Source organism: Mucilaginibacter paludis DSM 18603 (assembly GCF_000166195.2).
GTDB classification, from domain to species: Bacteria; Bacteroidota; Bacteroidia; order Sphingobacteriales; family Sphingobacteriaceae; genus Mucilaginibacter; species Mucilaginibacter paludis.
This window is the reverse complement of the sequence record NZ_CM001403.1, coordinates 5835683-5860056: the sequence shown is the minus strand read 5'-3', so window position 1 is coordinate 5860056 and position 24374 is coordinate 5835683. Positions and strand designations below refer to the sequence as shown.

The window sequence follows — 24374 nt, the reverse complement described above, 5'->3', positions numbered from 1 at the left end:
AACTGATTTTTTAACAGGTAAAATTTGCACATAAGAAATTGTGGTAGTTGTTTTTTAGGTTGGTAAATATTTTAACGATGAATAGGAAGGAACTGGATGGTGTGCCGTTCCGCATCTGTATGGTAACTGATATGCTGGCTGCTGGTTAACATATCCATAATTTCTTTGAGCGGGATTTTCTCAAATTCGCCGGTTACTTTTAACTTTTTGAGTTTTTCAGTTTTAAACTGAAACTTAACATTATAAATTCTGGATAATTTAATGGCCACATCGCCGAGTGGCAAACTGTTAAAAACAATATGGTCTTTCACGAGTGCGTTGGCCGTTACCTGGTCCATAATGCTGATTTTTCCTTCCCTGTTTGCGGCATTGTAAACAATTTGCTGGCTTGGCAACAAGATCGACCTGGCGTTATCGCGGGTTACCTGAACCCGTCCCTCGATCAGGCTCACCGATACGTGATCGTCTTTAGGATAGGCCTCTATCATGAAATGCGTACCTAAAACCTTGGTCTCCACATTTTGCGATTCCACAATAAAAGGGTGTAAGGTATCTTTAGCCACTTCAAAATATCCTTCTCCGCTTAATTTTACACGCCTTTCAGTTTCACTAAAAGAAACAGGGTAAATGATGGTGCTCTGGGGGCCAAGCCGAACATAGGTACCGTCAGGAAAATGAATATTGCTGGTACCACCACCACTATTGCTGATAGTTTGCCATTTTTGCTCAGCGTTCTGTTGCCCTGAAATCCGGAGTGGCTTATTGAGCAGCCACCAGGCAAAACCTAAACCTAAAAACAATACCGCGGCCACACGTAAAATAAGCGGCTGGAAGAGTGCAAGCAATTCTTTACGTTGAGCCTGCGTATAAATACGACGTTTATTTAATTGACGCTCCTTTTGGCGTGCAAACGCGGCATCCATATCAATCTGGTCATTGATCAATTCCGTTTCATCAAGCTCAGCAATGTCCTCAGACAATAGGATCTCCTCCGCGAAAAGGTCCTTTCCTTTGCGCATTTGTTGATAGAGCTGTTCAAACTTTTCTTTCTCTTCCGGGGTAATGTGTGGCATTCTCGATTTGTATCTATTATCATGACACGGTTTTGCCTATCGCTTAACCGCGCTGTTCTATTAAATAATTGTTATGATTTTGTAATGCGATTAATTCTGGAAGTTTTTCCGGATAATTTGATTGGCGTGGGTAAGGTTATTGGAAACAGTTCGCTCGCTCAATCCGAGCAGGGCGGCTATCTCTGCTACTGTATAAGCATGAAGTTTGTTGAGTTTGAAAATTTCCCGGCATTTTGACGGGAGTTGTTCAATCACTTTGTTCACTTCCTGCTCTGTATCGTACAAATTGAGTTTGCCATCCGGCAGGATGCTGGAACCGGCGGCCTTCTGATCGTGCAGGTTCATATCCAGTTCTACCAGGTAAATCTTCTTGCTTCGTAAAAAATTCAGAGCAGTGTTTCTGCCGCTGAAAGACAAGTAATTCTTCAGATCCTTTTCGATATGGATGGTCTCCCGCTTGTCCCATATCTTCTGGAAGATATCGGATGATAACTCCTCGGCTTCTTCCAGGTTAGCCGTATATTTAAATATAATACGGGTGAGGAAACGGTAATAACGTTTAAAAAGGAACTCAAAAGCCCGGTAGTCACCCTGCTTCATCACTTTGAGCATCAGCAGATCCGATTCCTGGCGATTAAGATCTGGAGTATCCATCTGTTGGTTGGTCTTCTTGTTTTTCATCAAACTTATTACCTGCATGTATAAACATTGACTGATAACAATAAAGCGTAAAGTTGTACCGGCGGCCCTTTGATGATGGAGTGTTTGGTTTTCATAAATGAGTTCTGTTCTTCTACATTTATTGACACCAATTTACGGCACCATTACCCTATTTAACTGTTATGTTTAGGTTAACTTTTGGTAAGGTGAATTGACAGCGCATTCCATTGCCAATTAATTAATGGGCTGAGGGGGCGACTATAACTGTTGTTGGGCTTTTTAAAAAAAGTAAACTTAACGTAGTATACTAATGTTTAAAGCATTAAAAGTGGCACGAAATTAAGGCTGCAACAGTTCTGTGCAAGTTGTTCTTGCATTCACACCGCGTACGCCATGCATGTTGGTTACTTAGCATAATGACCGTAGGCGGGATGTTTGTTTTAGCGATGGGGCCTTGGTGCATATCTAAACTGAAAGCTTAATTGATTTAGGTAAAAATATTAAACTTTGACCAGTTGGAGGAACCGGCTCAGCCTTCGTTTTCGTACTTGTTCACAAGATCATATATAAATGTGTTGTATTCCTCCCGCATGGGTAGTTCAAAATCAGTATGTAAGGTTCGTCTATCAACTAACAAATGTTCATTGTTCTTTAGATTAAATTCCTCCTTCTTTACATCTTTCCAATAAATGCCTATTCCTCTTTTTTGCCAGACAGGAATGTTATTAAAATTGATACCGTATTGAAAAAGCAACTCGTTTTTGGCGGCAATACTCATTCCTTCTATCTTAGATGTAGCTTCTCTCACATCAAAACTATCGTTCCTTCCCCCCCCCCCGCTACCATAGCCGTCAACTTTAGAAAAAAAAGGGATAAAATTTTTTTAGAGCAAGAATCGGAACTGCAAAATTGCAGTCATTATTCGAGCGAATGAGTTCGGAACTATTTGAACCAACGGTGTTAGATGGCCTGGCCCGTAAAACAGAGGCTATACAACGCAAACGAAAAGTGGGAGGCAAGGAACTATTGGATATGGCGTTATTTGATGGAGATCAATCGTTTAACGGCATGAGTATGCAGTTAATGCGGAGGGATGGGCTTGATATTTCGAAGCAGGCATTGCATCAAAGACATCACAGCAATATGACAAAGTTTGTACAAGCCGTTTTTGAGCAATTAATAGCAGTTGAGTTACCGCAAGAGCAAACACAGGGCTTGGAGATCCGTATCAAAGATTCTACCCGTTTCGCGTTGCCGGAAGTTATTGCAGAGACATTCCCCGGAACAAAAGGAAGTGGGATGAAAGCGGGAGCATCTGTACAATTTGAATTTGAAATCAAAAGTGGTAAAAGCGATATCAAAGTAACTCCGGCCAACGCAAATGACCAGGGTGAGAGTCATCTGGACAAGGCATCAAGTTCAGCCGGGGGTATTATATATGAGAGATCTGGGTTACACTCACTTGAGTTATATGAACAATATTAACAAAGTCAAAGCTTTCTTTATTAATAAATTATGTCCGAAAACAACGATTTATCTATTAAAGGACGACCAATACCAAAAGTTAGAGTTGTCGAAACTACAAGGCATAACCGGCGTATTTGATCAACAGGTATATATCGGAGCTGATAAGATGCCGGTAAGGATAATAATAGAGCCGGTAAGTGAAGAGCTCAAGGCAAGGCGGATAGCCAATACTGAAAAGTACAATAAAAAGAAAGGCAGTACCACCAGTAAGGGATTCAAAGAGCGGGCAGGGTTTAACTTTATTGTTACCAACCTGGTGAGCGAAAAATATAGCGCTGAATTGATCCAAAAGTTATATCACCTGCGATGGCAGATAGAATTGGTTTTTAAAGCATGGAAGTCGTTTTTAAAGATACACACGTTCCCCAAAGGAAGTTCGGATCGTATAACCAGTATATTATACAGTAAGTTGATCTGGGCAGTTTTGAGTTGGAAAATATGCATGGCTATCGGTAAGATAGGTCAAATTAGTGTTTTAAAGGTGCATCGACTAATCGCTTCTACGAAAGAAGAATTGCGAGCGCAGCTTTTAGGGATATGCTCAAAGTGGTTAGCTCTGTTGGAGAAATTAAACTTAAAGCACCTTTCAAAAGAGCACAGAAAACATAGGTTAAAAATAGAAGAAATTGTAATAAGTATTTGATTATTAGATATTTAAATACTATATTTAGATAGTTAAACAAAAATAAGAAAGGCGGGGTCATCTAAACCTCCCCGCCTTAAAAAACGAAAAATATGAGAGTAAAAATACATAGGTTTGCCCATGCGGGCAAACCGCGCCTAAAAATTAAATAACTGAAAATCAACAATATATGAGTACAGCTACTTAAATTGACGGCTATGCCCCCCGCTACTGCAAGCGTCCTCGCTTGTGAATTTAGGTCATTACGCGAACAAATCCTTTAGGCACAGAATGCCAACACGCCGGTTACTTCGCATGGCCACAAGCGAGGACGCGGTAGCATTGGGTCCACAATCGACGCTTGCGGTAGCAATGGGAACTTCCCGACCTAAGCTCGCATGACAAATCCGTAATGGAAAAGGTCTCCCTCTTGGAAAGCCTCCCAGAGGCCAAACGACAAACCATTTACACCATGCTCGATGCTTTTGTCGGCAAACGAAAACTTAAATATGCGCTCGCTAATGTGCTCAGGAATATTGACTGATCATACCTATTGACCTCCCCTAATGCTGGAGCACGCCTGTGGCGTGCGCCAGCATTAGGAAAAAATATTAATCGCGTGAACCGCTATTGCATAGCAGCACATTAAAAATTCAAAATTTTTATTGGATCGTCCGATATGATTAGGAAGCACTGACACCAAATAGATGTCCCACCAGTGCAGTTACGCCCATTGCAACCGTTCCCCAGAAACCAATTCTGAGCACAGCCTTAGCGATATTGGAACCACCAGCCCTGGCAGCAACTGCGCCCAGAGTCATCAAAAAAAGAATAGAAAAACCATATTGCAGATACACCATATATTTTATAGATGCAAAAATGGAAACGAGAAACGGCAAAAGCGCCCCCATAGTGAATGATGCAAACGAGGCAAGGGCAGCCTGTAGTGGCCTTGCCGTCGTAATCTCGTTCATACCGAGTTCATCCCTTGCGTGTGCCTGAAGGGCATCATGCTTAGTGAGCTGAACAGCCACCTGATGGGCCAGTTTAACATCAAGCCCACGCTTCACATAAATATCAGCAAGTTCATTGAGTTCGATGTCTGGCATTTGGTTGAGTTCCTCGCGTTCTCTATCCAGGTCCGCGCTTTCAGTGTCCGCCTGAGAACTCACCGACACGTATTCACCAGCTGCCATCGACATCGCCCCGGCCATCAGCCCGGCTAAAGCAGCAAGCACAATCCCATGCCTGTCAGGAGAAGCTGCGGCAACACCAATGACGATGCTGGTGGTTGAAAGTATACCATCATTGGCACCAAGTACCGAAGCCCGGAGCCATCCCATACGGGTAACATAATGTTTTTCTACGTAGTTGTTGGTTTTTGCCATCTAAATTGAAACTCTAAATTTCGCACCGGTTAAGCATAAATCCTATAATGATAGATCTTTTTAATACCGTATCGAACTGAACAACCTGTTTCACATTTTGTTTACCTGACACCACAATGCGTATTCGTTTTAATTTGTAGCCTGTCTGTATATAAAAACCGGCTACCGAACCGGAGTAATAAAGCATAGTTTGATGGGCTGCAAACTGTGAATTTATTGCATCTACCTTTTCAGGCATAAACCCAGAACAAGAGCACGATTATTAAACCAACATTAACATCCTTTTATAATTTTTCATATTTCCTGATTGATGCCAGCGAATTGGCCGCGTGCCTGCCTTGGCAGCAAAACATGTTTTAGGATTGTAATAACAAAGCTTTATTATATTCATAATTCATCCTGGCGATATGCAAAACCGAAATACCCTGCGGGCATTCCACTTCGCAGGCCTCCGTGTTTGAACAATGGCCGAAGCCTTCGGCATCCATTTGATCTACCATTTTTATTACTCTTTCGGCTGCCTCGATCTGCCCTTGCGGCAATAAGGCCAAATGAGTAATCTTTGCGGAAGTAAATAATGATGCACTTGAGTTTTTACAGGTTGCTACACACGCGCCGCAACCGATGCAGGCAGCTGCATCAAATGCAGCTTCAGCTATTTTGTGGGAGATTAAAATACCATTAGCTTCGGCAGCTTCGCCGTTTGAGGTTGAAATAAACCCACCAGACTGAATGATGTGGTCAAAAGCCTTTCTATCTATTTTAAGGTCCCTGACTATAGGAAAGGCCTGCGCCCTGAAAGGCTCAATAAAAATGGTTTCGCCGTCTTTAAAACTGCGCATGTGCAGCTGGCAGGTAGTGGTTTGCGTAATCGGGCCATGTGCTCTCCCGTTGATCATCATCCCGCATTGCCCGCAAATACCTTCACGGCAATCATGGTCAAACTCTATTACCCGTTCACCCTTTTGAATGAGCGATTGATTTAAGAGGTCGAGCATTTCCAGAAACGACATTTGCGCTGTAACGTCATTCACTTCGTAATCCACCATTGCGCCTGCTGCATCGTGATTGTCCTGGCGCCATATTTTCAAGTATAATTTCATTTTGTTGGATATAGGGATGATCTATTTATAACTTCTTACGGTAAGTTCTACTGCTTCAAACACCAGTGGTTCTTTATGCAGTTCCTGTGGTATATCCTTACCTTTCCATTCCCAGGCGGATACAAAGCAAAAATCGTCGTCGTTGCGTAAAGCTTCGCCGTCTTTGGTCTGGTATTCTTCCCTGAAATGTGCTCCGCATGATTCTTCCCGTTCAAGCGCGTCATAACACATCAGTTCGCCCAATTCCAGATAGTCCGACACGCGTCCTGCTTTTTCCAGTTCACTATTTATCTTATCGTCACCGGTAATCTTAAGCTCCGTGCTGAATTTTTGCTTCAGCTCTTTAATAGCGGTAATGGCTTCTTCCAGGCTTTTTTTGCTCCGGGATAAACCACATTTATCGTAAAGCAATTTTCCAAGTTCTTTGTGGAAGTAATCCACGGACAAGGTGCCTTTAGCTTTCAGAAATAGCTGCAATTGTTCGCGCACGTGCTTTTCCGCTTCGTCAAAAGCCGGATGGTCCGTTCCGATCTTTGGTGCTTTCAATTCATCAGAAAGGTAATTTGGAATGGTTAATGGTGCGATGAAATAGCCGTCAACGGATGATTGCAGCAATGAGTTTGCGCCCAGCCTGTTGGCTCCGTGATCCGAAAAATTGGCTTCACCCAGGGCAAACAGACCTGGAATGGTGGTCATCAATTCATAATCAACCCACAGCCCGCCCATGGTAAAATGGGCCGCAGGTGAAATTTGCATCGGTTCCTGATAGGCATTTATCCCTATAATCTTTTCATACATCCCGAACAGATTGCCGTACTTCTCCGTTATCTTATCTTTGCCTTGTTCTTTTATCGCTTTCAGCATATCAAGGTATACGGCGTTTTTCATCGGGCCTACTCCGCAGCCTGCATCTATACGTTCCTTTGCTGCTCTTGATGCAATATCTCTCGGAGATAGATTGCCGAACGCCGGATAACGCCTTTCCAGGTAATAATCTCTTTCAGCCTCGGGTATGTCATTGGGCTTCCGCTCATCCCCTGCTTTTAAAGGCACCCAAATACGGGCATCATTTCTTAATGACTCAGACATTAAGGTAAGTTTTGACTGATGCTCCCCCGATTGCGGCAGGCAGGTTGGGTGAAATTGTATCCAGCTTACCCCCGACATGTAAGCTCCCTTTTTATGTGCGCGCCAGATAGCCGAACTGTTGCAGCCCATTGCCAGTGTTGACAGGTTATAAACTTTGCCATAACCGCCGGTAGCCAATACCACCGCGTTGGCGGCATGCCGCTCAATAGCACCTGTTTGCAAATCCCTTACAATTATTCCTTTTGCTTTACCGTCTACAACAACAAGGTCAAGCATTTCATGGCGGGTTGCGCACGTTACTTTGCCGGCACCAACTTGACGCATTAAAGCCTGGTAAGTGCCTAATAATAACTGTTGCCCGGTTTGGCCCCGTGCATAAAAAGTACGTGATACCTGCACACCACCAAAGGATCTGGTAGCCAGATAACCACCATACTCCCTGGCAAAAGGTACGCCCTGTGCCACAGCCTGATCGATCACGCTGGCAGAACATTCGGCCAAACGGTAAACATTAGCCTCCCTGGAACGGAAATCTCCGCCTTTGATGGTGTCCTTAAACATCCGGAATATACTGTCGCCATCATTTTTATAATCCTTGGCAGCATTGATACCACCCTGTGCGGCCACGGAGTGTGCCCTGCGGCTGGAATCCTGGAAACAAAAGGTTTTGACTTTGTAGCCCAGATCAGCCAGCGATGCCGCGCATGAGGCACCGGCAAGCCCCGTACCCACCACAATAACATCCAGCTTTTTCCGGTTACCCGGGCTTACCAGCTTTGAATCTTTTTTATAATTATTCCATTTATCAGCCAGTTCGCCGGCCGGAATTCTTGCGTCAACCATTTTTAGCTTATTTAAAGTAGATGTATAAAGGGATAAACATAAAGCCCAAGGTGATAAATGCGGTGTAAACCCAGCCGAGCACATTAACCCATTTGGCATATTTAGGGTGATATAAGCCAAGTGTTCGTGCCGCGCTGAAAAAGCCGTGCAACAAGTGGAAACCCAGTGCAATAAAAGCCGCTTCGTAGATTAGTACATACCACCATTGCCGGAAGGTTTCTACCACCACGGTGTACATATCTTTGTTGCTTGCCGAATCCAGCGGGAGCTCTTTAAAATCATACTGATACCAGAAATCCTTAAAATGGATCACCAAGAACAAAAGGATAATCGTGCCCAACAGCCCCATATTTCGGCTGTTCCATTTGCTGGCTGCATCGCGCTTATCGTACACATATTTTGTTCCGTTTGCTTTTGTATTGTGGCGGGTGATAAGCAAAGCGTAAACCGCATGGGCGATGATGGATGCCAGCAAAACCCAGGAAATGATTTTGATCAGCATATTACCCGCCAGCAGGTTAGAGTACCAGTTAAACTGTAATTTGGCCTGCGCCGCGGGCAACAGCAGCTGCAAATTGCCTAACAGGTGAATGATGAGAAAAAAGCAAAGGAACAATCCCGTTAGGGACATAACCAGTTTGTATTTAAGCGTTGTTGTTTTCATTAGGGTTTTACTGATAATAATGGGTACAGAAACTTTAGCCGAAACAGCAGGAACTACCATAAGCCGATCACTTTCCACCAAACACCGCCAACCACAAACCAAACACCCAGAAACAGTACGCTCATAAAAAAACCTTGTTTCCACCAGTCTTTCATATCCACGTAGGTGCTCCCGAAAAATATGGGTGCCGGGCCGTGGGCATAATGTGTTAACGACCCCATTAAAGTTGCGCAGGCTCCAAGGAAAATAGCGAGCATAGTGCCCGGAATGCCTACTGCGATTCCTACAGTTAAAAAGACGGAGAACATAGCGGCGCACTGCGCAGTAGCACTGGCAAACATGTAGTGACAATAAGAATAAACGATAATGATCAGCGGGAAAGCCAATTGCCAGCTCAGCTGCTTCATTTCTCCGCCTACTATATGTCCAAACCAGCCGATAAGCCCCAATGAGTTCAGATAAGAACCCATCATCACCAATGATGAGAACCATACAATGGTGTCCCACGCACCTTTTTCGGATTTAACATCATCCCAGGTCAATACCCCGGCCAGCAATAAAATACACAGCCCGATCAATGCGCCGGTAGTTGCATCTATAGAGATCAAATTGCCGAAGATCCATAAACCCAACAGGATGATAAAAGTGGCCACCATTAACCATTCCTGCGTAGAAACCGGTCCCATTTTTTTTAACTCCGCCGCAGCTATAGCCGGAGCTTCGGGCGTTTGTTTCAGCTCAGGCGGATAAAATTTGTAAAGGAATATAGGCACCAGTAAGAAACAAACAATGCCAGGTACACAGGCAGCCGTCGCCCAGCTTCCCCAGGTAATTTTTATACCCAGGTCGCCTGCAAACTTTTGGGCCATAGGGTTACTTGCCGTGGCCGTTAAAAACATAACCGAAGTAATCATGTTGGCATTATAGCTGCTGAGGGTTAAAAAAGCGCCTATCTTACGGTGCGTTTCCGGCTTGTCAGGGATCGATCCCATATTAACAGCAACCGACTTCATAATCGGAAAAATAACACCTCCGGCTCTTGCAGTGTTGCTTGGAATTGCCGGGGCCAGTATCAAATCGGCAGTATTCAAACCATAAGCTAACCCCAGCGTACTTTTACCAAAGAGCCTGATAAAGTTATAGGCAAGCCTGGTACCCAGCCCGGTTTTTATAAATCCCCGCGCTATAAAAAAAGCCAGCCCGATGAGCCAGATAGTGGAATTGCCAAAACCGCTCAATGCGTTTACAATGGATTTTGTGGGATCGCCCGGCGCCAGTACTTCGGTAGCCGCACATACCGTGATACCCAGCATGGCCATCGTGCCCATTGGGGCAGCTTTTAAAATAATGCCTACAATGGTGGCTACAAAAATAGCGAGTAAATGCCAGGCATTCGGCTTCAAGCCTTCAGGCACAGGTATGAACCAGATAACAAGGCCTACTGCGAGTGTTATTGCCAGTGTTTTTAAGTTAATGTCTTTCATTTCTGAATGGTTAAAAGCGAACCTGGAATTGTACGTAAGCCAGGTTATGCGTGTAGGTAGTGGTTAAGGGAATATCTTTTTGATACATATCTATCGACACGCCTAATTGCAGAGCAGCATAAAAGTCGTCCGCAAAAATGAGTGTTACGTTAGGGATGATGGTTTGCTCGGGGTTACTGTTGAGCTTATAACTCTGGTTAAAATACTCATATCTGGAAGAGAATTCGACAGCCCTTACCCGTTTACGCCCATAATTATAGCGTATAATAGGAAAGACGTAAAAGCCCTGCATCATTACCTGGCTTAGACTTGGTTTTAATGTGTAAGTATTGAACAGAGCGAAATTATTGCCGGTTTTAAATTCTCCGTTTAAGGTAAGCTGCCATTTGCTGCTGAGATCGAGCCTGTTCTGAATATCGCCGCCCCAAGCGTAGCCAGTACCATTCCCCAGGCTGCCTGATGCCCCATTTATGCCCAGTATCAAATTTTTTGCAGGACTGACTTCCAGCCTCGCATAAAAATTCTTCGTGTTATCGTTATCATTGGCCACATTCCTGTTGTTACCGTTATAGGCCCCGACGTAATATTTAAGAGGTAGTTGCCCTTCGTTAGTTATGGTTCCTAATATGGCTATTCCCACCTGGAAACTTTGCCAGCCGCTTGCGCCGAATGCATAATACTGGTTTGAATAATCAAGCGTTCTGATGATATCGTTGGCTACGGCATCTTCAATCCCAAAAAATGGCCGGAACTGGCCTGCTTCAATGTTAAAATGTTTGCTTAGCGAGTATTTGATATAAGCATTATCGAGCACCTTATTCGCCGCGTTGCCATTAAATTCGGCGAGGTCCATCATCAGGTTAGCAGAAAAATGATCGTTTACATTACCTGTAACGATAAAACGAGCCCGCTTCAGCAAAAAATTATTGCTGATTTTACTTGCAGAGGCTGCGTTAAAGTTGGCGCCATTCACATCTACATTTGAGCTGAGCGATGCTATATACCGTGTTTGTAGAAGGCCCGAAAATGTGATTGACCGCTTATAGGTGGAGTAGTTGGAAACAATGGTATCCTGCTTGATTTTAACGGTGTCTTTTTGCTGTCCATAAGCCGACAGCCCTTGTAAAAAAATAATCGATCCTATCAGTATCGGTAATGCTTGCTTCATGTTCCCAACTTTAAATCCGGTGCTTTTTACCCACATAAAGATGACTGCATTTACCGGCGCTGATCTTATATGATTATAAGTATTAGTTACATCATTCACACATTGATAGCAGGTGCGGAATTGAAGGCTTAATGATCAGTCTTTATCAAAAAAAGGTATCGGATCAAAGCCTTAGTGCCCTGATCCGATAAATTAAAATGATAATGAGATTAGTTGGTGAGTTTATTTCAATGTACCAATCATTTCTTCCGGTTTTACCCATTCGTCAAACTGCTCGGTGGTCAGCAATTTGAGTTCAACAGCTGCTTCCCTTAAGGATTTGTTTTCCTTTAATGCAAGCTTGGAAATCTTGGCTGCGTTTTCATAACCGATATGTGGATTCAGTGCCGTAACCAGCATCAGTGAGTTTTCGAGGTGGTTCTTTATCCCTTCGTAATTGGGTTTAATACCAGTGGCACAATGGTCGCTAAAGGAAATGCAGGCATCGCCGATCAGCTGTGCCGATTGCAGATAGTTTACCGCCATCACCGGCTTCATTACATTTAGCTGAAACTGGCCGTTTGAGCCGGCAACTGAAATAGCCACGTCATTACCCATAACCTGTGCCGCTACCATGGTAACAGCTTCATTTTGTGTAGGATTTACTTTACCTGGCATTATCGACGAACCAGGTTCATTTTCAGGCAAATGCAGTTCGCCTATTCCTGTTCGGGGGCCTGAAGCCAGCAGCCTGATATTGTTGGCAATCATCATTAGGGAAACGGCAATTTGCTTCAAAGCTCCGTGGCTTTCCACAATGGCATCGTGGGCAGAAAGCGCTTCAAACTTATTTTCCGCCGTGCGCAAAGGCAATCCGGTAAATTTGGCTATATAACCAGCAACTTTTACGTCGTAGCCTTTTGGCGTGTTCATCCCGGTGCCTACAGCAGAACCGCCAAGTGCCAGTTCGGCAAGGTGATCCATCGTATTTCGTAACGCCTTTAGCCCATGGTCGAGCTGGGATACATAGCCTGATATCTCCTGCCCAAGCGTTAAGGGTGTAGCATCCATCATGTGGGTACGTCCTATTTTTACAACCGCTTTAAATTCGACAGCTTTAGCCTTAAGTGCATCCCTTAACTTTTCAACTCCGGGAATGGTTACATCTGTAAGCATTTTATAGGCAGCGATATGCATAGCGGTAGGAAAGGTATCATTAGACGATTGCGATTTATTAGCATCATCATTGGGGTGAATAAAAGGCTTGCCCTCACCGATTTTTTTACCCTGCATAACGTTTACCCGGTTGGAGATCACCTCATTCAAATTCATGTTGGAATGCGTTCCTGAGCCTGTTTGCCAAATAACAAGCGGAAACTGGTCATCCAGCTTTCCTGCGAGAACTTCGTCGCATACCAGGGCAATCAGGTCTCTCTTTTCAACAGAAAGCACACCAAGTTCGGCATTGGCATATGCAGCGGCTTTTTTAAGGTTTGCAAACGCGTATATAATCTCTTGGGGCATGGAAGCTTTCGGGCCGATTTTGAAATTATTACGGGAGCGTTCTGTTTGTGCACCCCAGTACTTATCTGCCGGAACCTGAACGTCACCCATGGTATCGTGTTCCGTCCTGAATTTCACAGCTGATACTTCGTTTAATTGCTCTATAGTTGACATAATTTCAATGGATTTGATATTAATTGAAAAAAAGCTGGCAGGCGTAGTTAAAGAATATCAACTTCACCTGCCAGTATTATCTATCACTTAGCTGAATAATAGCTTAAAAGGATCTGAATGTGCGCCGGTGTTTGGATTGATTGTTTGTATGGGCATGATTTGTAGTTTTTTAATTCAGAATCATGGTCTTATGATGGCTTGGCGATCTCCAATACAATCCTGCCGCTGATGTCGCCCTTTTTCATATCGTCGAATATGGTATTGATGTCTTCCAGTTTGGCAGCGTGAACGGTTGCCTTCACCTTACCCTCTAAAGCAAATGAAATAGCTTCTTCCATATCTTTTCGGGTACCTACGATGGAACCGCGAATGGTAGTACCGTTGATCACGGTATCAAAAATGGAGAGGTCAAAACTTCCGGCAGGTAAACCATTTAAGGAGAGGACACCCTTGCGCCTTAGTGCTGACAGCCCTTGTTTAAACGCGACAGGCGAAGGCGCGGTGACCAGCACACCGTGCATACCGCCAGTCTCTTTTTTCAGAAACTTACCCGGATCGTATTCTTTCGCATTCACAACCAGGTCGGCACCCAGATTTTTTGCCAGTGCCAGTTTATCATCGGCAATATCAATGGCTGCAACGTGGAAGCCCATAGCCTTGGCATATTGAACGGCCAGATGGCCCAAGCCGCCAATTCCCGATACAGCTACCCATTCTCCTGATTTTGCGTCGGTTTGTTTTAAACCTTTGTACACCGTTACACCGGCACAAATGATAGGCGCCATTTCGGTAAAATTGATATTTACAGGAAAATGGGCTACATAACCGGCATCGGCAACCACATATTCGGCGAAGCCTCCGTCTACACTGTATCCCCCGTTTTGCTGGGTTTCGCAAAGCGTTTCCCATCCGGTATAACAATAATCACAATGCCCGCAGGCGCTGTATAACCACGGCACGCCTACAATATCGCCTTCCTTAATTTGCTTAACGCCCGCACCTAAAGCGACTACGTATCCAACGGCCTCATGACCTGGGATTAACGGTATTTTTGGTTTTGCCGGCCAATCGCCCTGGCAGGCGTGCAGATCGGTATGGCAAACACCACACGCTATCACTTTAACAAGTACCTGGTTTTCGCCCGGCTCTTTAACCGGCATTTCTTCAATATGTAAAGGCTGTCCAAATCCATGAATAACGGCAGCTTTCATTGTTTTAGGGATCATAGCGTTTTGAAGTATAAGTGGATATAGACAAATATTTTTGCTAAAGGTGGGAATTCATCTATCAGGTGATGTTATACAAAATCTTTATTTAGTTACATCATTCACACATTCACAACTCAAACCAGAACCATGCCTGAATAGCAATCTATTTGGACATTCCGGAGCCATTGATCACCCCGTTCCGGAATAGCAAACAGTTAATTCAGTAACACTTTGACCACATTAATTTATTGATTATTAATTGCGATTTTCTTAATTGCTTACACAACTCGGTGCTCCAAAGCGCACGGAATAGCCTGGTCAAGCCTTTCGGAATATCCAGCTTGACGGCTGATCCGGGCGTGGGCTACCTTTCCGATTGTGGTTTAATTAGGTTGTTTCACCTTCTTTTTTTACCAACAACGGAAAAAGCAAGTCGCTTATAAGTGCGGTGAATTTGCTCCTTGCTGTGCGAGATGAGGCTGGATGTGGCATGCAGTCGTTGGCCGCAAGCTGTTGCCTGGTAGTCCTCTATATGACGCGGTTTTAATAAAGTAAACATATTAAATAAAAGTCCGTGTTGCCAAACAACAAGGAACTTCACTTACCAATATTTGATATTTTTTAAATTGTCATTTTATTTTAATGTCCATGCAACCATTATATTTGTTTACTCATCTTGCTTATATAAACTATTAAAACTTATCGGCTATGTTAAATTTAAAGATTAAATTATGCTTTCCAGCTTTGTTGCTAATGATTTCGATGGCTTACGCACAAAAACCAAATAGCGCGTCATCCAATCTTAAGGCTAAAACAGAAGAAATCAATAATGCCGTAAACAAAAAACTCTACCTTCAATCGTTCCTCAAACAGGTGCAGATCAATCCGGCAAAATATTGCAATTCCTCTAAAGAATTACGTGACTCCGTCACTACACACATGCAACTTGATTTAAATGCCTTAAATCTTTCTGTTTTAAAAAAGCAAAAGGACAAAAAAGTAAAAAAAATAGCAGTAGGAATTAAAAAATCTTTTGAAATAAGTCTGCAAATGATTCTTGATGGCCAGTTGTTAGCCGATCAGCAAAAGGAATTAGATGGGCAAATCGCCAAAGTAAACGAACTTATTGCTGAAGCAGGTACTTTTTAAGGGAAGAGATGATAAGGATGTATTCTGTCTGAACTGGCCTGAATAGCCATAGCTTATTTGGCTTATTATCTTGAAAAGCATCTTGTTTTCTCAATTTGGATAGATGGCTTCATGTATTAAAAAACATGAGCCAGATGGAAAAAATTCCGGTTTATCTTCGGAAAACCCATATTTGAGAAATTGTTCAGTATTGCAGAATATATAAACTTGACAAAGGAGGAAAAAACGATGTACGATAGCAGCTTAAAACACAAGTGGGATAATAAGAATGTATTGGACTATGCAGTTTCAACTGCCGAGGCTAAAGGTAGGCATGAAGAAGCTCTCACCATTGCCCGTGAAATGAAAAAGGACGGTCTGCCACTTGCCCAAATTTCAAAGTTTACTAAACTTTCTATTGAGGAAATAGAGAAGCTTTAAATACTCCCATCTTAAACGAGATCAAAAATTCGTAAAAATTGGAGGTCACTAACTGTGACACCTCCAATTTCATTACTTTAGTCATTAGCAAATTTTTTCCTTAGCAAAGCCATGTACTGGCTAACTTTTAAATCTAAAATCTTCGCATAATGCTGGGTGGTTTTAATATTGGAATGCCCGAGCATTTTACTAACCGTTTCAATAGGGACACCGTTTGATAATGTAACCGTTGTTGCAAACGTATGGCAGGCTATATGGTAAGTCAACTCTTTGTTAATACCGCAAACGTCTGCAATCTCTTTTAAGTAGGCATTCATTTTTTGATTGGTACTTACCGGCAGGGCTTTACCAGAATTTGAACAAGCCGGATGATCGGTGTATTTATTCAGCAAACTTAAAGCTGATGGTAATAATGGTATGTGGCTTGGGGTATCGGTCTTTTTTCGTTTCGTATATATCCACATTTCCCCGTCAATGCCTTGTATAATTTCTGTTCTTTTCAACTTGTAAACATTTGCATAAGCTAATCCTGTAAAACAGCTAAATAAAAAAATATCCCTCACCTGGTTAAGCCGTTGAGTCGAAAACGTTTTGTCGGCCATAGCTTGTAATTTTTCTTTATTGAGAAATACACGGTCAACTATTTTCATGTTTTCCTTGTAATTTACAAACGGGTCGTGGGTTACCCAACCGCTTGCTAAACATACACGAATGATCTTTTTAAAATTCTTAATGTATTTCACCGCAGAGTTATTTCCGCACTTTTTTTCCGACCGCAGGTAAAATTCATAACTGGTAATAAAGTCGTGATCTATCTTTTTAATATCAATATCGCTTAATTGATATTTCCATGCTAATAAGCCCTGGGTATGTTTTAGCGTTGTTTCAAAACAGGTAAGCGTACCCGAAGCATATCCGTTTCCTATTAGCGCAGCCATCCGTTTATTATGCTGTTTAAATATATCTATCAACATCCGGGATTTTTCATTCCTGCCTAACAGCTTGTTTTTTAACTTTCAGCAGTAATTATACTACCTGCTTCGGTTAATTGGCCATGCGCTGCATACACCTGTGCTTGCAGGTTGTCGAGGTAGGCGTTAAAGGACTTTACCTCTTCCTTAGTGCCTTTAAATCTCCCGCCTATACTATTCCATTGGTCGGGCTTGCTTTCGCGGCTCGTAGTAGTTTCTGCACGTCTGCCGTTTACGGTAATGCGTAAATAAATAGGGACAGTACCGTTTTGATGATTTTTTGGCTTCTTTAAATAAAAAAGCAAGCTGAAATTAGTTTTCATAATGTTTTGGCATTAAAAAGTGAAACAAAAGTAAGCTTGCAATCAGGTGTGTACAAGATGTTCAACTATTGAACAGGTTGACAATCAAAGCGATACGCAGATATTGGTGAGTAAGTATTTTCGGAAATTAACTCACCGAATAACGCACTTTTTATATGCGAATTGGTGGCTAAAATAGCCTTTTGACATAAAAATAAAAGCCTGCAATCATTTGATTTACAAGCTTTTAATGTACTTTCACATTGAAGTTGGCGGTGAGGGAGGGATTCGAACCCTCGGTACAGTTTCCCGTACGTCAGTTTAGCAAACTGATCCTTTCGGCCTCTCAGGCACCTCACCGGATTGTGTTCCTTATTTTTGGGATTGCAAATATAGTAAATCATGCATCCCGTCAAAAAAAAATTTCAGTTATTCTGATAATCTATTCTAACATGGTAAATGCTCATCAGCATTTTCTTGAATATCATTTTAACGGTTTCAATGTCCTTTAAAGTTATATCACTGTCTTTCAGCTGTTCCTGATCCAGTTTATATTCAACAATGCGGTCAACCAGTGCATCTATGGCTTGCGCGTTTGGCTCGTGCAGGGAGCGCGAAGCGGCCTCAACGGAGTCGGCCAGCATCAAAACACCGGTTTCTTTTGAGAATGGGATGGGTCCGGGATAGCGAAAAGTATTCTCGTCGATGATTTTTTCGGGAAAATTTTTCAAATACGACTGGTAAAAATAGTCTACCCGGGTATTGCCATGGTGCGTGCGAATAAAATCGATCACAATTTCGGGGATGTTTTCTTTGCGGGCCAGTTCAACCCCTTTGCTCACATGCCTGATGATGAGCTGGGCGCTTTCCTGGTAAGGCAACTTATCGTGAGGGTTAAAACCCGAGTTTTGGTTCTCAATAAAATAGAGCGGGTTCTCCATCTTTCCAATATCATGATACAGTGCCCCTGCCCTAACCAGCAAGGCATTGCCGCCAATGCTGTATATGGCACTTTCGGCAAGGTTGGCTACCTGTAACGAGTGCTGAAACGTTCCGGGTGCTGTGAAGGCTAATTTGCGCAATAAAGGGGCGTTGGTATTGGTCAGTTCGATAAGAGTAATATCTGATGTAAGGCCAAACACCTTTTCGAAGGCATAAATGAGCGGATAGGCCAGCAGGGTTAACAATACGCTGACTACAAAAGGCAAAAAATCCATCCAGTCGATACTCGAAATACTGCCTTCGCGGATAAACGAGATCCCCAAGAATGCAACCAGGTAGTTAGATACAATGATGAGGGCCGAAATTAAAAACTGCTCGCGCCTGATGAGGTTTTTGATGCTGTAAATGGCCACCATACCGGCAGTAATTTCGTAATAGGCAAACTCAAAGCTGTTGGGCACAAAAAAGCCGGCTATGAGCACCACCAGCAAATGGATATTAAGCGCCAGCCTGGTATCAAACAATATGCGGATGATAATGGGCACAATGCAATAAGGTATATAATACAGGTTGGGCAATTGCACCCTGATTGACCATGACAGGGTTGCCAGCATGGCCGTTACTACCAGTAATATTAAACTCACCAGCCGGTTATCGTGATAAATATCCTTGCGGAACAGGTACAGAAAAACCATGAGCAGGGCAATAACGATGGATACCAGCAGCACCTGCCCCAATAGTACCAAACGCGGGTTGCCCGATACGCGCACATTATCCTCAAAGGCCTGCCTGAAGGATTCGAGCTTTTGATAAATATCCTGGTTAATTACCGAGCCTTTGGCAACAATCAGCTCTCCTTTTTGCACCATCCCGCGGGTTAACGAGAGGCTGTTGATCACCTCGTTTTCCAACCGGTTGGTTAGTTTATCATCGTAGTTTAAGTTTTCTTGCAGGCGGCCCTGTATAATGCCTATTAAAAAAGTTTTATCGATGCTTTTATAAGTGCTCAAGGTTTGATCGATATAACTTAAGGCTGTTTCGCGGGTGTAAAGCTGCGCTGTATTGACTTCGTTATCGATATTGTTATGCAGAACGCTGATCCGGTAATTTTCGGAGCCATGCTGATACTTTTTGTTGAGTGCTAAAACACCCCGGTCGTAAACCTCTTTCAACAAGTTGTATCCAAGGGTAAAATACTTTTGCTTTAGCTTTTCGGCCAGGCCGGCATTGCGCCATTTGATTTCGAAATCATTTTTATAACCATCCAGGTTTTGTTGTTCTGCCTCGTGGTCGAGCTGGTAAATTGGCGTGATGCTACGGGTGGCTGCCGCCTGATCTTCCTTTAACTGCTCGCCCGACTTAAGGACGGCGAAGATATAAGGCGATATCAAATCCTTTTGATTCCATATCTTCCCTTTTTCGTACTCGTATCTAAACTTGGCCTGTTTGGGTAAGGCTAAAACAATAACGGCAATGCTAAGCAACATCATAAAAAATTTGACGTTGCGCGCGTATTTGCGCATCAGAGCCTTTTGGCGCGAAGTGCTGAGTGTTGCTGCCATTTGTTAATTACGTGTCAAAAATAGGATAAGTTTTCTGTTTTACGCGCCATTTGATTATTTGAATTTGTTTTACACCGCTTTAAGCAATTGCTTACCGCAAACTTTGCCACATTTTATTTTTCGATAGCCGGAACACGCAGTAATAATTTAATACGTTATAACTGTAAGCAAATACTAAATTTGCCCAAACCAAATTATTTATTTTTTATGAACGAAGTATATATTATAGCCGCAACCCGAACGGCCATGGGCAGCTTTGGCGGAAGTTTATCATCCTTATCGGCCACGCAGTTGGGTGCGGCGGCTATCAGGGCCGTTGTTGAAAAATCGGGATTAAAGCCCGACCAGATACAGGAAGTTTACATGGGCAACGTGATGTCGGCCAATTTGGGGCAAGCACCTGCAACGCAGGCGGCTATATTTGCGGGTTTGCCGTTTATGCCGGCAACTACGGTTAATAAAGTTTGCGCATCGGGCACTAAAGCCATTATGCTGGCGGCTCAAAGCATTGCCCTTGGCCAAAACGATATTGTACTTGCCGGTGGTATGGAAAGCATGAGCAATGTACCCTATTACCTGGATAAGGCCAGAAATGGTTACCGCCTGGGCCACGGGCAAATTACCGACGGACTGGTTAAGGATGGTTTGTGGGATGTTTATAATGATTACCACATGGGCTCGGCTGCTGAGCTTTGCGCGGCTGAATGCCAGGTGAGTCGCCAGGACCAGGATGCTTATGCCATACAATCGTACCAACGGGCGCAGGCGGCACAAAAAGCCGGTAAGTTTACTAACGAGATATGCCCTGTTGAGGTTAAAGATAAAAAAGGAAATATAACCCTGGTTACTGCTGATGAGGAGCCCAACGCAGTTAACTTTGATAAAATATCAGGCTTAAAACCGGTATTTAAAAAGGATGGCACAGTTACGGCGGCCAACGCATCATCGTTAAACGACGGGGCAGCGGCGCTGGTTTTGATGAGCAAAGCAAAGGCCGAAGAGTTGGGCATTAAGCCGATAGCTAAAATTATTGCTTTCGCGGATGCCCAGCAAGCGCCCGAATGGTTTACCACGGCGCCATCAAAGGCTATCCCGCTGGCTTTGCACCGGGCTGGCCTCACGGTTAAGGATATTGATTATTTTGAAATTAACGAGGCGTTCTCGGTGGTATCGTTAGCTAATAACCGGTTGTTGGAGCTGGATGCCGACAGGGTGAATGTAAACGGCGGCGCAGTTGCGTTAGGGCATCCGCTGGGGGCATCGGGCGCACGTATTGTGGTTACGCTGCTGAATGTTTTACAGCAAAACGGCGGCAAGCTTGGGGTTGCCGGAATTTGCAATGGCGGTGGCGGCGCGAGTGCCATTGTGGTTGAGATGATGTACTAACTTCAGGAGCACTAATTTCACGAATGGGAATGAACACTAATTTCACGAATTGGAACGAATTTTCACGAATGCTGGGTTTAGAGGCTTGGGGTGAGTTGCGATGGCGGGGTTTTGCGTTAGCGATTGTAGTGAAAAGCCCGGAATGCAGCGCAGCGGAATGAGGACTTGTAACGGAAAGCGCGGGCCGGAGGCAACGCCCAAAGCCTCACCTAAATCCTTTCCAAAGGAGAGGACTTGTTATTCCGGTGGAGGGTAGGTGGTTGATTGTTTGCGTGGATAAATAACCTATGCAAAAGCTCACACGGAAAAATTTAAATCTCTCCTTTGGAGAGCAATTAGATGAGGCTATGCACAATCATACACAGGACAATCAAAGTCCTCTCCCTTGGAGAGGATTTAGGTGAGGCCATACAAACCCGTACACAAAGAAACCATACACAGGACATTCAAACTCCTCTCCCTTGGAGAGGAGTTAGGTGAGGCCATACACAAAACATTCAAAGTATTCTCCTTTGAAGAGGATTTAGGTGAGGCCATACAAAACAATCAAAAAAACCATACACAAGCCATTCAAAGTCCTCTCCTTTGGAGAGGATTTAGGTGAGGCTAAATATACAACACATGAAAAAAATCGTCTTCGGATTGATATTATTATTAGTTACTACTGCGGCACCAGCCCAGCACCTGGCTGATGCTGCGGGTTTAAAACAATTGAAGGTTTTTGAAGATAGCCTGAAGGTACTCGGAAACCGGTTTATAAATGACGAGAACGAACTGGAACGTAAAAACGCCAATTATAAGTTTATTAAAACTTTAGTGAGTGCGCTCAAGGTTCCGGGATCGTATCATTATGCTTTCGATTCGCTTAAAAATATCAGCTTGATTAATGCACCCGATAACCGTTTCAGGATAATGGCCTGGCATGTATTAAATAATGATGGCAGTTACCGTTTTTATGGCGCCATACAAATGAACAGCGCCGTTTTGAAGCTTTACCCGCTCGAGGACTACTCGCCTTTATTAAAAAACCCCGAAGACTCGGTAACCGATAACCGTAAATGGTTTGGGGCCCAGTATTATAAAATTATACAGCCCGACGCGGCGCTGCCTTATTATACCCTGTTGGGCTGGAAGGGCAATACCATTAAGACTACCAAAAAGGTGATTGAGGTTTTATCGTTCAGCAATGGCAAGCCTGTTTTGGGGATGCGTGTTTTTACGGGTAATGGCAAAATACGCCGCCGGGTGGTTTTTGAGTATGCAAGGCAGGCATCGATGCTGTTGAAATATAATGCGGACAGCCATTTGATTGTATTTGACCACCTTGCGGCTTCTGACCCGAAAACGAAGGGGAAGATGGAAACTTACGGGCCGGATATGTCGTACTCGGGTTACCAGTTTAAGCTGGGCAAGTGGGTGTTTGTGGATAACCTGGATATGAGGAACATTCCGGATACGAACGACGAGCAATATGTTGACCCAAAAAAGCAATTGGTTCCGGATAAAACAACGGTTGCGAAAAAACGAACGAGACAATAAAATTTGATTTGCAATAACGTTTGTAACCAGCTATAATGCGGAATTTTGTGGTTACTTTACAGCATTAAATTTTGATTTATCAGAATAATCTTATTTTAGCGAAAATTTATAAATAAACTATGCAAGATACTACCCTTTCGGTACCTGTTGAACAAGCGCCGCCACGCTATCCCAAGGCCATACCCTATATTATAGGGAACGAGGCTGCAGAGCGTTTCAGCTTTTATGGCATGAAATGTATACTGACGTTGTTTTTGGTAGCGCAGTTTTTTAATCCTACTCATGATCCGGCCCTGGCCAAAGTTGCTAACGCTCAGGCTAACGAGAGCACGCACTTTTTTATCGCTTTAGCTTATGCCTTACCGTTTGTTGGCGGCCTGGTTGCCGACTGGTTTACCGGAAAATATAAAATCATCCTGTACATATCTATCGTATATTGTATAGGGCACTTATTTTTATCGTTGTTTGATACTGATTTAACCTGGTTCCGTTACGGTTTGATCCTGATCGCTATCGGCGCGGGTGGTATTAAATCGTGCGTATCATCAAACGTGGGCGATCAGTTTGATAAATCGAACGAATCATTGATATCTAAAGTTTACGGCTGGTTTTACTTCAGCATCAACGCCGGTTCGATGCTATCAACCGTGATGATACCTTATATTTACAATCATTATGGCGCTAAATGGGCCTTTGGCATACCTGGAGTTTTAATGGCAATTGCAACCGTCATCTTTTTTTCGGGCCGTAAATTGTATGTAAGGGTACCGCCATCCGGGGTAAACAAAAACAACTTTGTATTTATTTCGCTTTATTCGCTGTTCAATATCGGCAAAAAACAAAAAGGTCAATCGTTGCTGGATGTTGCCAAAGGCAAGTTTGACCCGGAGAAGGTTGAGGGTATTAAAGCGGTTTACCGCGTTTTGGCCGTTTTTGCCTTTATCCCCATTTTTTGGGCCATGTGGGACCAGTCGGAAAGTGAGTGGGTGATACAGTTGGAGCAATTAGACAAGCATATTAATTTAGGCTTTGCACAGTTTGACCTGCTATCGGCACAGGTACAAACCGTTAACCCGGTTTTCCTGCTTTTATTTATCCCCGTATTTAATTACGGTGTTTACCCTTTGTTTGATAAGATGGGCATTAAAACCACGCCGCTCCGCCGCATTGGAGCAGGTTTGGCCTTAACTGGTTTATCCTTTGTAATTATCGCCTTGATACAACAAAGCGTTGATGCCGGCGGCCACCCCAGCGTTTGGTGGCAAATATTAGCCTTTATCATACTTTCGGCAGGCGAGGTACTGGTATCTATCACCGGCTTGGAGTATGCTTATACACAAGCTCCAAAATCAATGAAAGGTACTATGGGAGCCATCTGGCTTTTAACTGTTTCGGCAGGTAACCTTCTTGATGTTTATGTAAACAACAGCATCTCATCGCACGGTTACTTCGCCCGGTTTAGCGGCGCAGGCTTCTACTGGTTGTTTATCGGCTTGATTTCCGCTTTCCTGGTGTTGTTTATGTTTATATCGCCACGCTTAAAAGAGCGTAACTATATCACCGATCCGGAAATGGATCTGGCAGTAGCTGGCGAGGCTCCCGAAAAATAATAATTGCC

The 24374-nt window shown here is 43.5% G+C and carries 20 protein-coding genes, 1 tRNA gene and 1 pseudogene; 7 read left to right on the top strand and 15 right to left on the bottom strand.

The features are described from left to right. Window positions 1-71: 71 nt before the first annotated feature. The 3 genes from MUCPA_RS24660 to MUCPA_RS24650 form a co-directional block, all read right to left on the bottom strand. Window positions 72-1073: a FecR family protein gene (locus tag MUCPA_RS24660; protein WP_008510097.1), complete on the bottom strand. Its 1002-nt coding sequence runs from the start codon at window positions 1071-1073 to the stop codon at window positions 72-74. Between the two features lie 90 nt (window positions 1074-1163). Continuing rightward, complete coding sequence (locus MUCPA_RS24655; RefSeq protein ID WP_008510096.1) at window positions 1164-1754, bottom strand: RNA polymerase sigma factor; 591 nt, start codon at window positions 1752-1754, stop codon at window positions 1164-1166. Window positions 1755-2262: 508 nt separating this feature from the next. After that, window positions 2263-2541 carry a hypothetical protein gene (locus tag MUCPA_RS24650; RefSeq protein ID WP_217220331.1) on the bottom strand — a complete coding sequence of 93 codons (279 nt, stop codon included), beginning with the start codon at window positions 2539-2541 and terminating at the stop codon, window positions 2263-2265. 122 nt (window positions 2542-2663) lie between these two features. Here MUCPA_RS24650 and MUCPA_RS38970 point away from each other — a divergent pair, with 122 nt between their 5' ends. Both MUCPA_RS38970 and MUCPA_RS38965 read left to right on the top strand, forming a co-directional pair. Then, complete coding sequence (locus MUCPA_RS38970; RefSeq protein WP_040626383.1) at window positions 2664-3218, top strand: hypothetical protein; 555 nt, start codon at window positions 2664-2666, stop codon at window positions 3216-3218. Then, a complete protein-coding gene (locus tag MUCPA_RS38965) occupies window positions 3205-3903 on the top strand; it encodes a transposase (RefSeq protein ID WP_040626381.1) in 699 nt (232 codons plus the stop codon). The genes MUCPA_RS38970 and MUCPA_RS38965 overlap by 14 nt, the downstream gene beginning before the upstream one ends. 662 nt (window positions 3904-4565) lie before the next feature. Here the strand turns inward: MUCPA_RS38965 and MUCPA_RS24635 are convergent. The 8 genes from MUCPA_RS24635 to adhP all read right to left on the bottom strand — a co-directional run bounded on the left by MUCPA_RS24635 (window position 4566) and on the right by adhP (window position 14503). Then, on the bottom strand, window positions 4566-5270 hold the full coding sequence (locus MUCPA_RS24635; protein ID WP_008510095.1) for a VIT1/CCC1 transporter family protein: 705 nt from the start codon (window positions 5268-5270) through the stop codon (window positions 4566-4568). Between the two features lie 356 nt (window positions 5271-5626). Next, complete coding sequence (locus MUCPA_RS24625; protein ID WP_008510092.1) at window positions 5627-6373, bottom strand: succinate dehydrogenase/fumarate reductase iron-sulfur subunit; 747 nt, start codon at window positions 6371-6373, stop codon at window positions 5627-5629. A 21-nt stretch (window positions 6374-6394) separates the two neighbouring features. Beyond that, a complete protein-coding gene (locus MUCPA_RS24620; RefSeq protein WP_008510089.1) occupies window positions 6395-8305 on the bottom strand; it encodes a fumarate reductase/succinate dehydrogenase flavoprotein subunit in 1911 nt (636 codons plus the stop codon). Between the two features lie 7 nt (window positions 8306-8312). Next, window positions 8313-8969, bottom strand: a complete 657-nt coding sequence (locus MUCPA_RS24615) for a succinate dehydrogenase cytochrome b subunit (RefSeq protein WP_008510086.1) — start codon at window positions 8967-8969, stop codon at window positions 8313-8315. A 53-nt stretch (window positions 8970-9022) separates the two neighbouring features. Further along, window positions 9023-10453: an anion permease gene (locus MUCPA_RS24610; protein WP_008510084.1), complete on the bottom strand. Its 1431-nt coding sequence runs from the start codon at window positions 10451-10453 to the stop codon at window positions 9023-9025. A 10-nt stretch (window positions 10454-10463) separates the two neighbouring features. After that, a complete protein-coding gene (locus tag MUCPA_RS24605) occupies window positions 10464-11621 on the bottom strand; it encodes a porin (RefSeq protein ID WP_040626380.1) in 1158 nt (385 codons plus the stop codon). 222 nt (window positions 11622-11843) lie between these two features. Next, window positions 11844-13241 (bottom strand): class II fumarate hydratase, encoded by a 1398-nt coding sequence (gene fumC / locus MUCPA_RS24600; protein WP_040627972.1) that lies wholly within the window; start codon window positions 13239-13241, stop codon window positions 11844-11846. 224 nt (window positions 13242-13465) lie between these two features. Beyond that, the gene (gene adhP, locus MUCPA_RS24595; protein WP_008510077.1) at window positions 13466-14503 is read right to left on the bottom strand and encodes an alcohol dehydrogenase AdhP; all 1038 of its coding nucleotides are present in this window, start codon (window positions 14501-14503) and stop codon (window positions 13466-13468) included. A gap of 690 nt (window positions 14504-15193) precedes the next feature. Between adhP and MUCPA_RS24590 the strand changes: the two genes are divergently transcribed. Both MUCPA_RS24590 and MUCPA_RS39605 read left to right on the top strand, forming a co-directional pair. After that, entirely contained in the window at window positions 15194-15634 is a 441-nt protein-coding gene (locus MUCPA_RS24590; RefSeq protein WP_008510075.1) for a hypothetical protein, read from the top strand. A gap of 92 nt (window positions 15635-15726) precedes the next feature. Further along, window positions 15727-16054 (top strand): annotated as a pseudogene (locus tag MUCPA_RS39605) (PD-(D/E)XK nuclease family transposase); the annotation flags it as partial. Window positions 16055-16131: 77 nt separating this feature from the next. Here the strand turns inward: MUCPA_RS39605 and MUCPA_RS24580 are convergent. The 4 genes from MUCPA_RS24580 to MUCPA_RS24570 all read right to left on the bottom strand — a co-directional run bounded on the left by MUCPA_RS24580 (window position 16132) and on the right by MUCPA_RS24570 (window position 19831). Further along, the gene (locus MUCPA_RS24580) at window positions 16132-16992 is read right to left on the bottom strand and encodes a site-specific integrase (RefSeq protein WP_316928907.1); all 861 of its coding nucleotides are present in this window, start codon (window positions 16990-16992) and stop codon (window positions 16132-16134) included. 71 nt (window positions 16993-17063) lie between these two features. Continuing rightward, window positions 17064-17348 carry an Arm DNA-binding domain-containing protein gene (locus tag MUCPA_RS39430; protein ID WP_316928906.1) on the bottom strand — a complete coding sequence of 95 codons (285 nt, stop codon included), beginning with the start codon at window positions 17346-17348 and terminating at the stop codon, window positions 17064-17066. 249 nt (window positions 17349-17597) lie between these two features. Next, window positions 17598-17687 (bottom strand) — tRNA-Ser (locus MUCPA_RS24575). 65 nt (window positions 17688-17752) lie between these two features. Beyond that, complete coding sequence (locus MUCPA_RS24570) at window positions 17753-19831, bottom strand: HD family phosphohydrolase (RefSeq protein WP_008510072.1); 2079 nt, start codon at window positions 19829-19831, stop codon at window positions 17753-17755. Window positions 19832-20038: 207 nt separating this feature from the next. On the opposite strand from MUCPA_RS24570, the gene MUCPA_RS24565 reads away from it, so the two are divergent. The 3 genes from MUCPA_RS24565 (at window position 20039) to MUCPA_RS24555 (ending at window position 24366) form a co-directional block, all read left to right on the top strand. Continuing rightward, window positions 20039-21217, top strand: a complete 1179-nt coding sequence (locus MUCPA_RS24565) for an acetyl-CoA C-acyltransferase (protein ID WP_040627967.1) — start codon at window positions 20039-20041, stop codon at window positions 21215-21217. A gap of 621 nt (window positions 21218-21838) precedes the next feature. Then, entirely contained in the window at window positions 21839-22756 is a 918-nt protein-coding gene (locus MUCPA_RS24560) for a hypothetical protein (protein WP_008510068.1), read from the top strand. A 119-nt stretch (window positions 22757-22875) separates the two neighbouring features. Beyond that, window positions 22876-24366, top strand: coding sequence for a POT family MFS transporter (locus MUCPA_RS24555; RefSeq protein ID WP_008510067.1), 1491 nt, complete (start codon window positions 22876-22878; stop codon window positions 24364-24366). The last annotated feature ends 8 nt before the right edge of the window (window positions 24367-24374 follow it).

Coding starts and splice junctions, on each gene's coding strand:
- MUCPA_RS24660 (WP_008510097.1), bottom strand. CDS start 1,073: ATGCCACACATTACCCCGGAAGAGAAAGAAAAGTTTGAACAGCTCTAT.
- MUCPA_RS24655 (WP_008510096.1), bottom strand. CDS start 1,754: ATGAAAAACAAGAAGACCAACCAACAGATGGATACTCCAGATCTTAAT.
- MUCPA_RS38970 (WP_040626383.1), top strand. CDS start 2,664: ATGAGTTCGGAACTATTTGAACCAACGGTGTTAGATGGCCTGGCCCGT.
- MUCPA_RS38965 (WP_040626381.1), top strand. CDS start 3,205: ATGAACAATATTAACAAAGTCAAAGCTTTCTTTATTAATAAATTATGT.
- MUCPA_RS24635 (WP_008510095.1), bottom strand. CDS start 5,270: ATGGCAAAAACCAACAACTACGTAGAAAAACATTATGTTACCCGTATG.
- MUCPA_RS24625 (WP_008510092.1), bottom strand. CDS start 6,373: ATGAAATTATACTTGAAAATATGGCGCCAGGACAATCACGATGCAGCA.
- MUCPA_RS24620 (WP_008510089.1), bottom strand. CDS start 8,305: ATGGTTGACGCAAGAATTCCGGCCGGCGAACTGGCTGATAAATGGAAT.
- MUCPA_RS24615 (WP_008510086.1), bottom strand. CDS start 8,969: ATGAAAACAACAACGCTTAAATACAAACTGGTTATGTCCCTAACGGGA.
- MUCPA_RS24610 (WP_008510084.1), bottom strand. CDS start 10,453: ATGAAAGACATTAACTTAAAAACACTGGCAATAACACTCGCAGTAGGC.
- MUCPA_RS24605 (WP_040626380.1), bottom strand. CDS start 11,621: ATGAAGCAAGCATTACCGATACTGATAGGATCGATTATTTTTTTACAA.
- adhP (WP_008510077.1), bottom strand. CDS start 14,503: ATGATCCCTAAAACAATGAAAGCTGCCGTTATTCATGGATTTGGACAG.
- MUCPA_RS24590 (WP_008510075.1), top strand. CDS start 15,194: ATGTTAAATTTAAAGATTAAATTATGCTTTCCAGCTTTGTTGCTAATG.
- MUCPA_RS24580 (WP_316928907.1), bottom strand. CDS start 16,992: ATGGCTGCGCTAATAGGAAACGGATATGCTTCGGGTACGCTTACCTGT.
- MUCPA_RS39430 (WP_316928906.1), bottom strand. CDS start 17,348: ATGAAAACTAATTTCAGCTTGCTTTTTTATTTAAAGAAGCCAAAAAAT.
- MUCPA_RS24570 (WP_008510072.1), bottom strand. CDS start 19,831: ATGGCAGCAACACTCAGCACTTCGCGCCAAAAGGCTCTGATGCGCAAA.
- MUCPA_RS24565 (WP_040627967.1), top strand. CDS start 20,039: ATGAACGAAGTATATATTATAGCCGCAACCCGAACGGCCATGGGCAGC.
- MUCPA_RS24560 (WP_008510068.1), top strand. CDS start 21,839: ATGAAAAAAATCGTCTTCGGATTGATATTATTATTAGTTACTACTGCG.
- MUCPA_RS24555 (WP_008510067.1), top strand. CDS start 22,876: ATGCAAGATACTACCCTTTCGGTACCTGTTGAACAAGCGCCGCCACGC.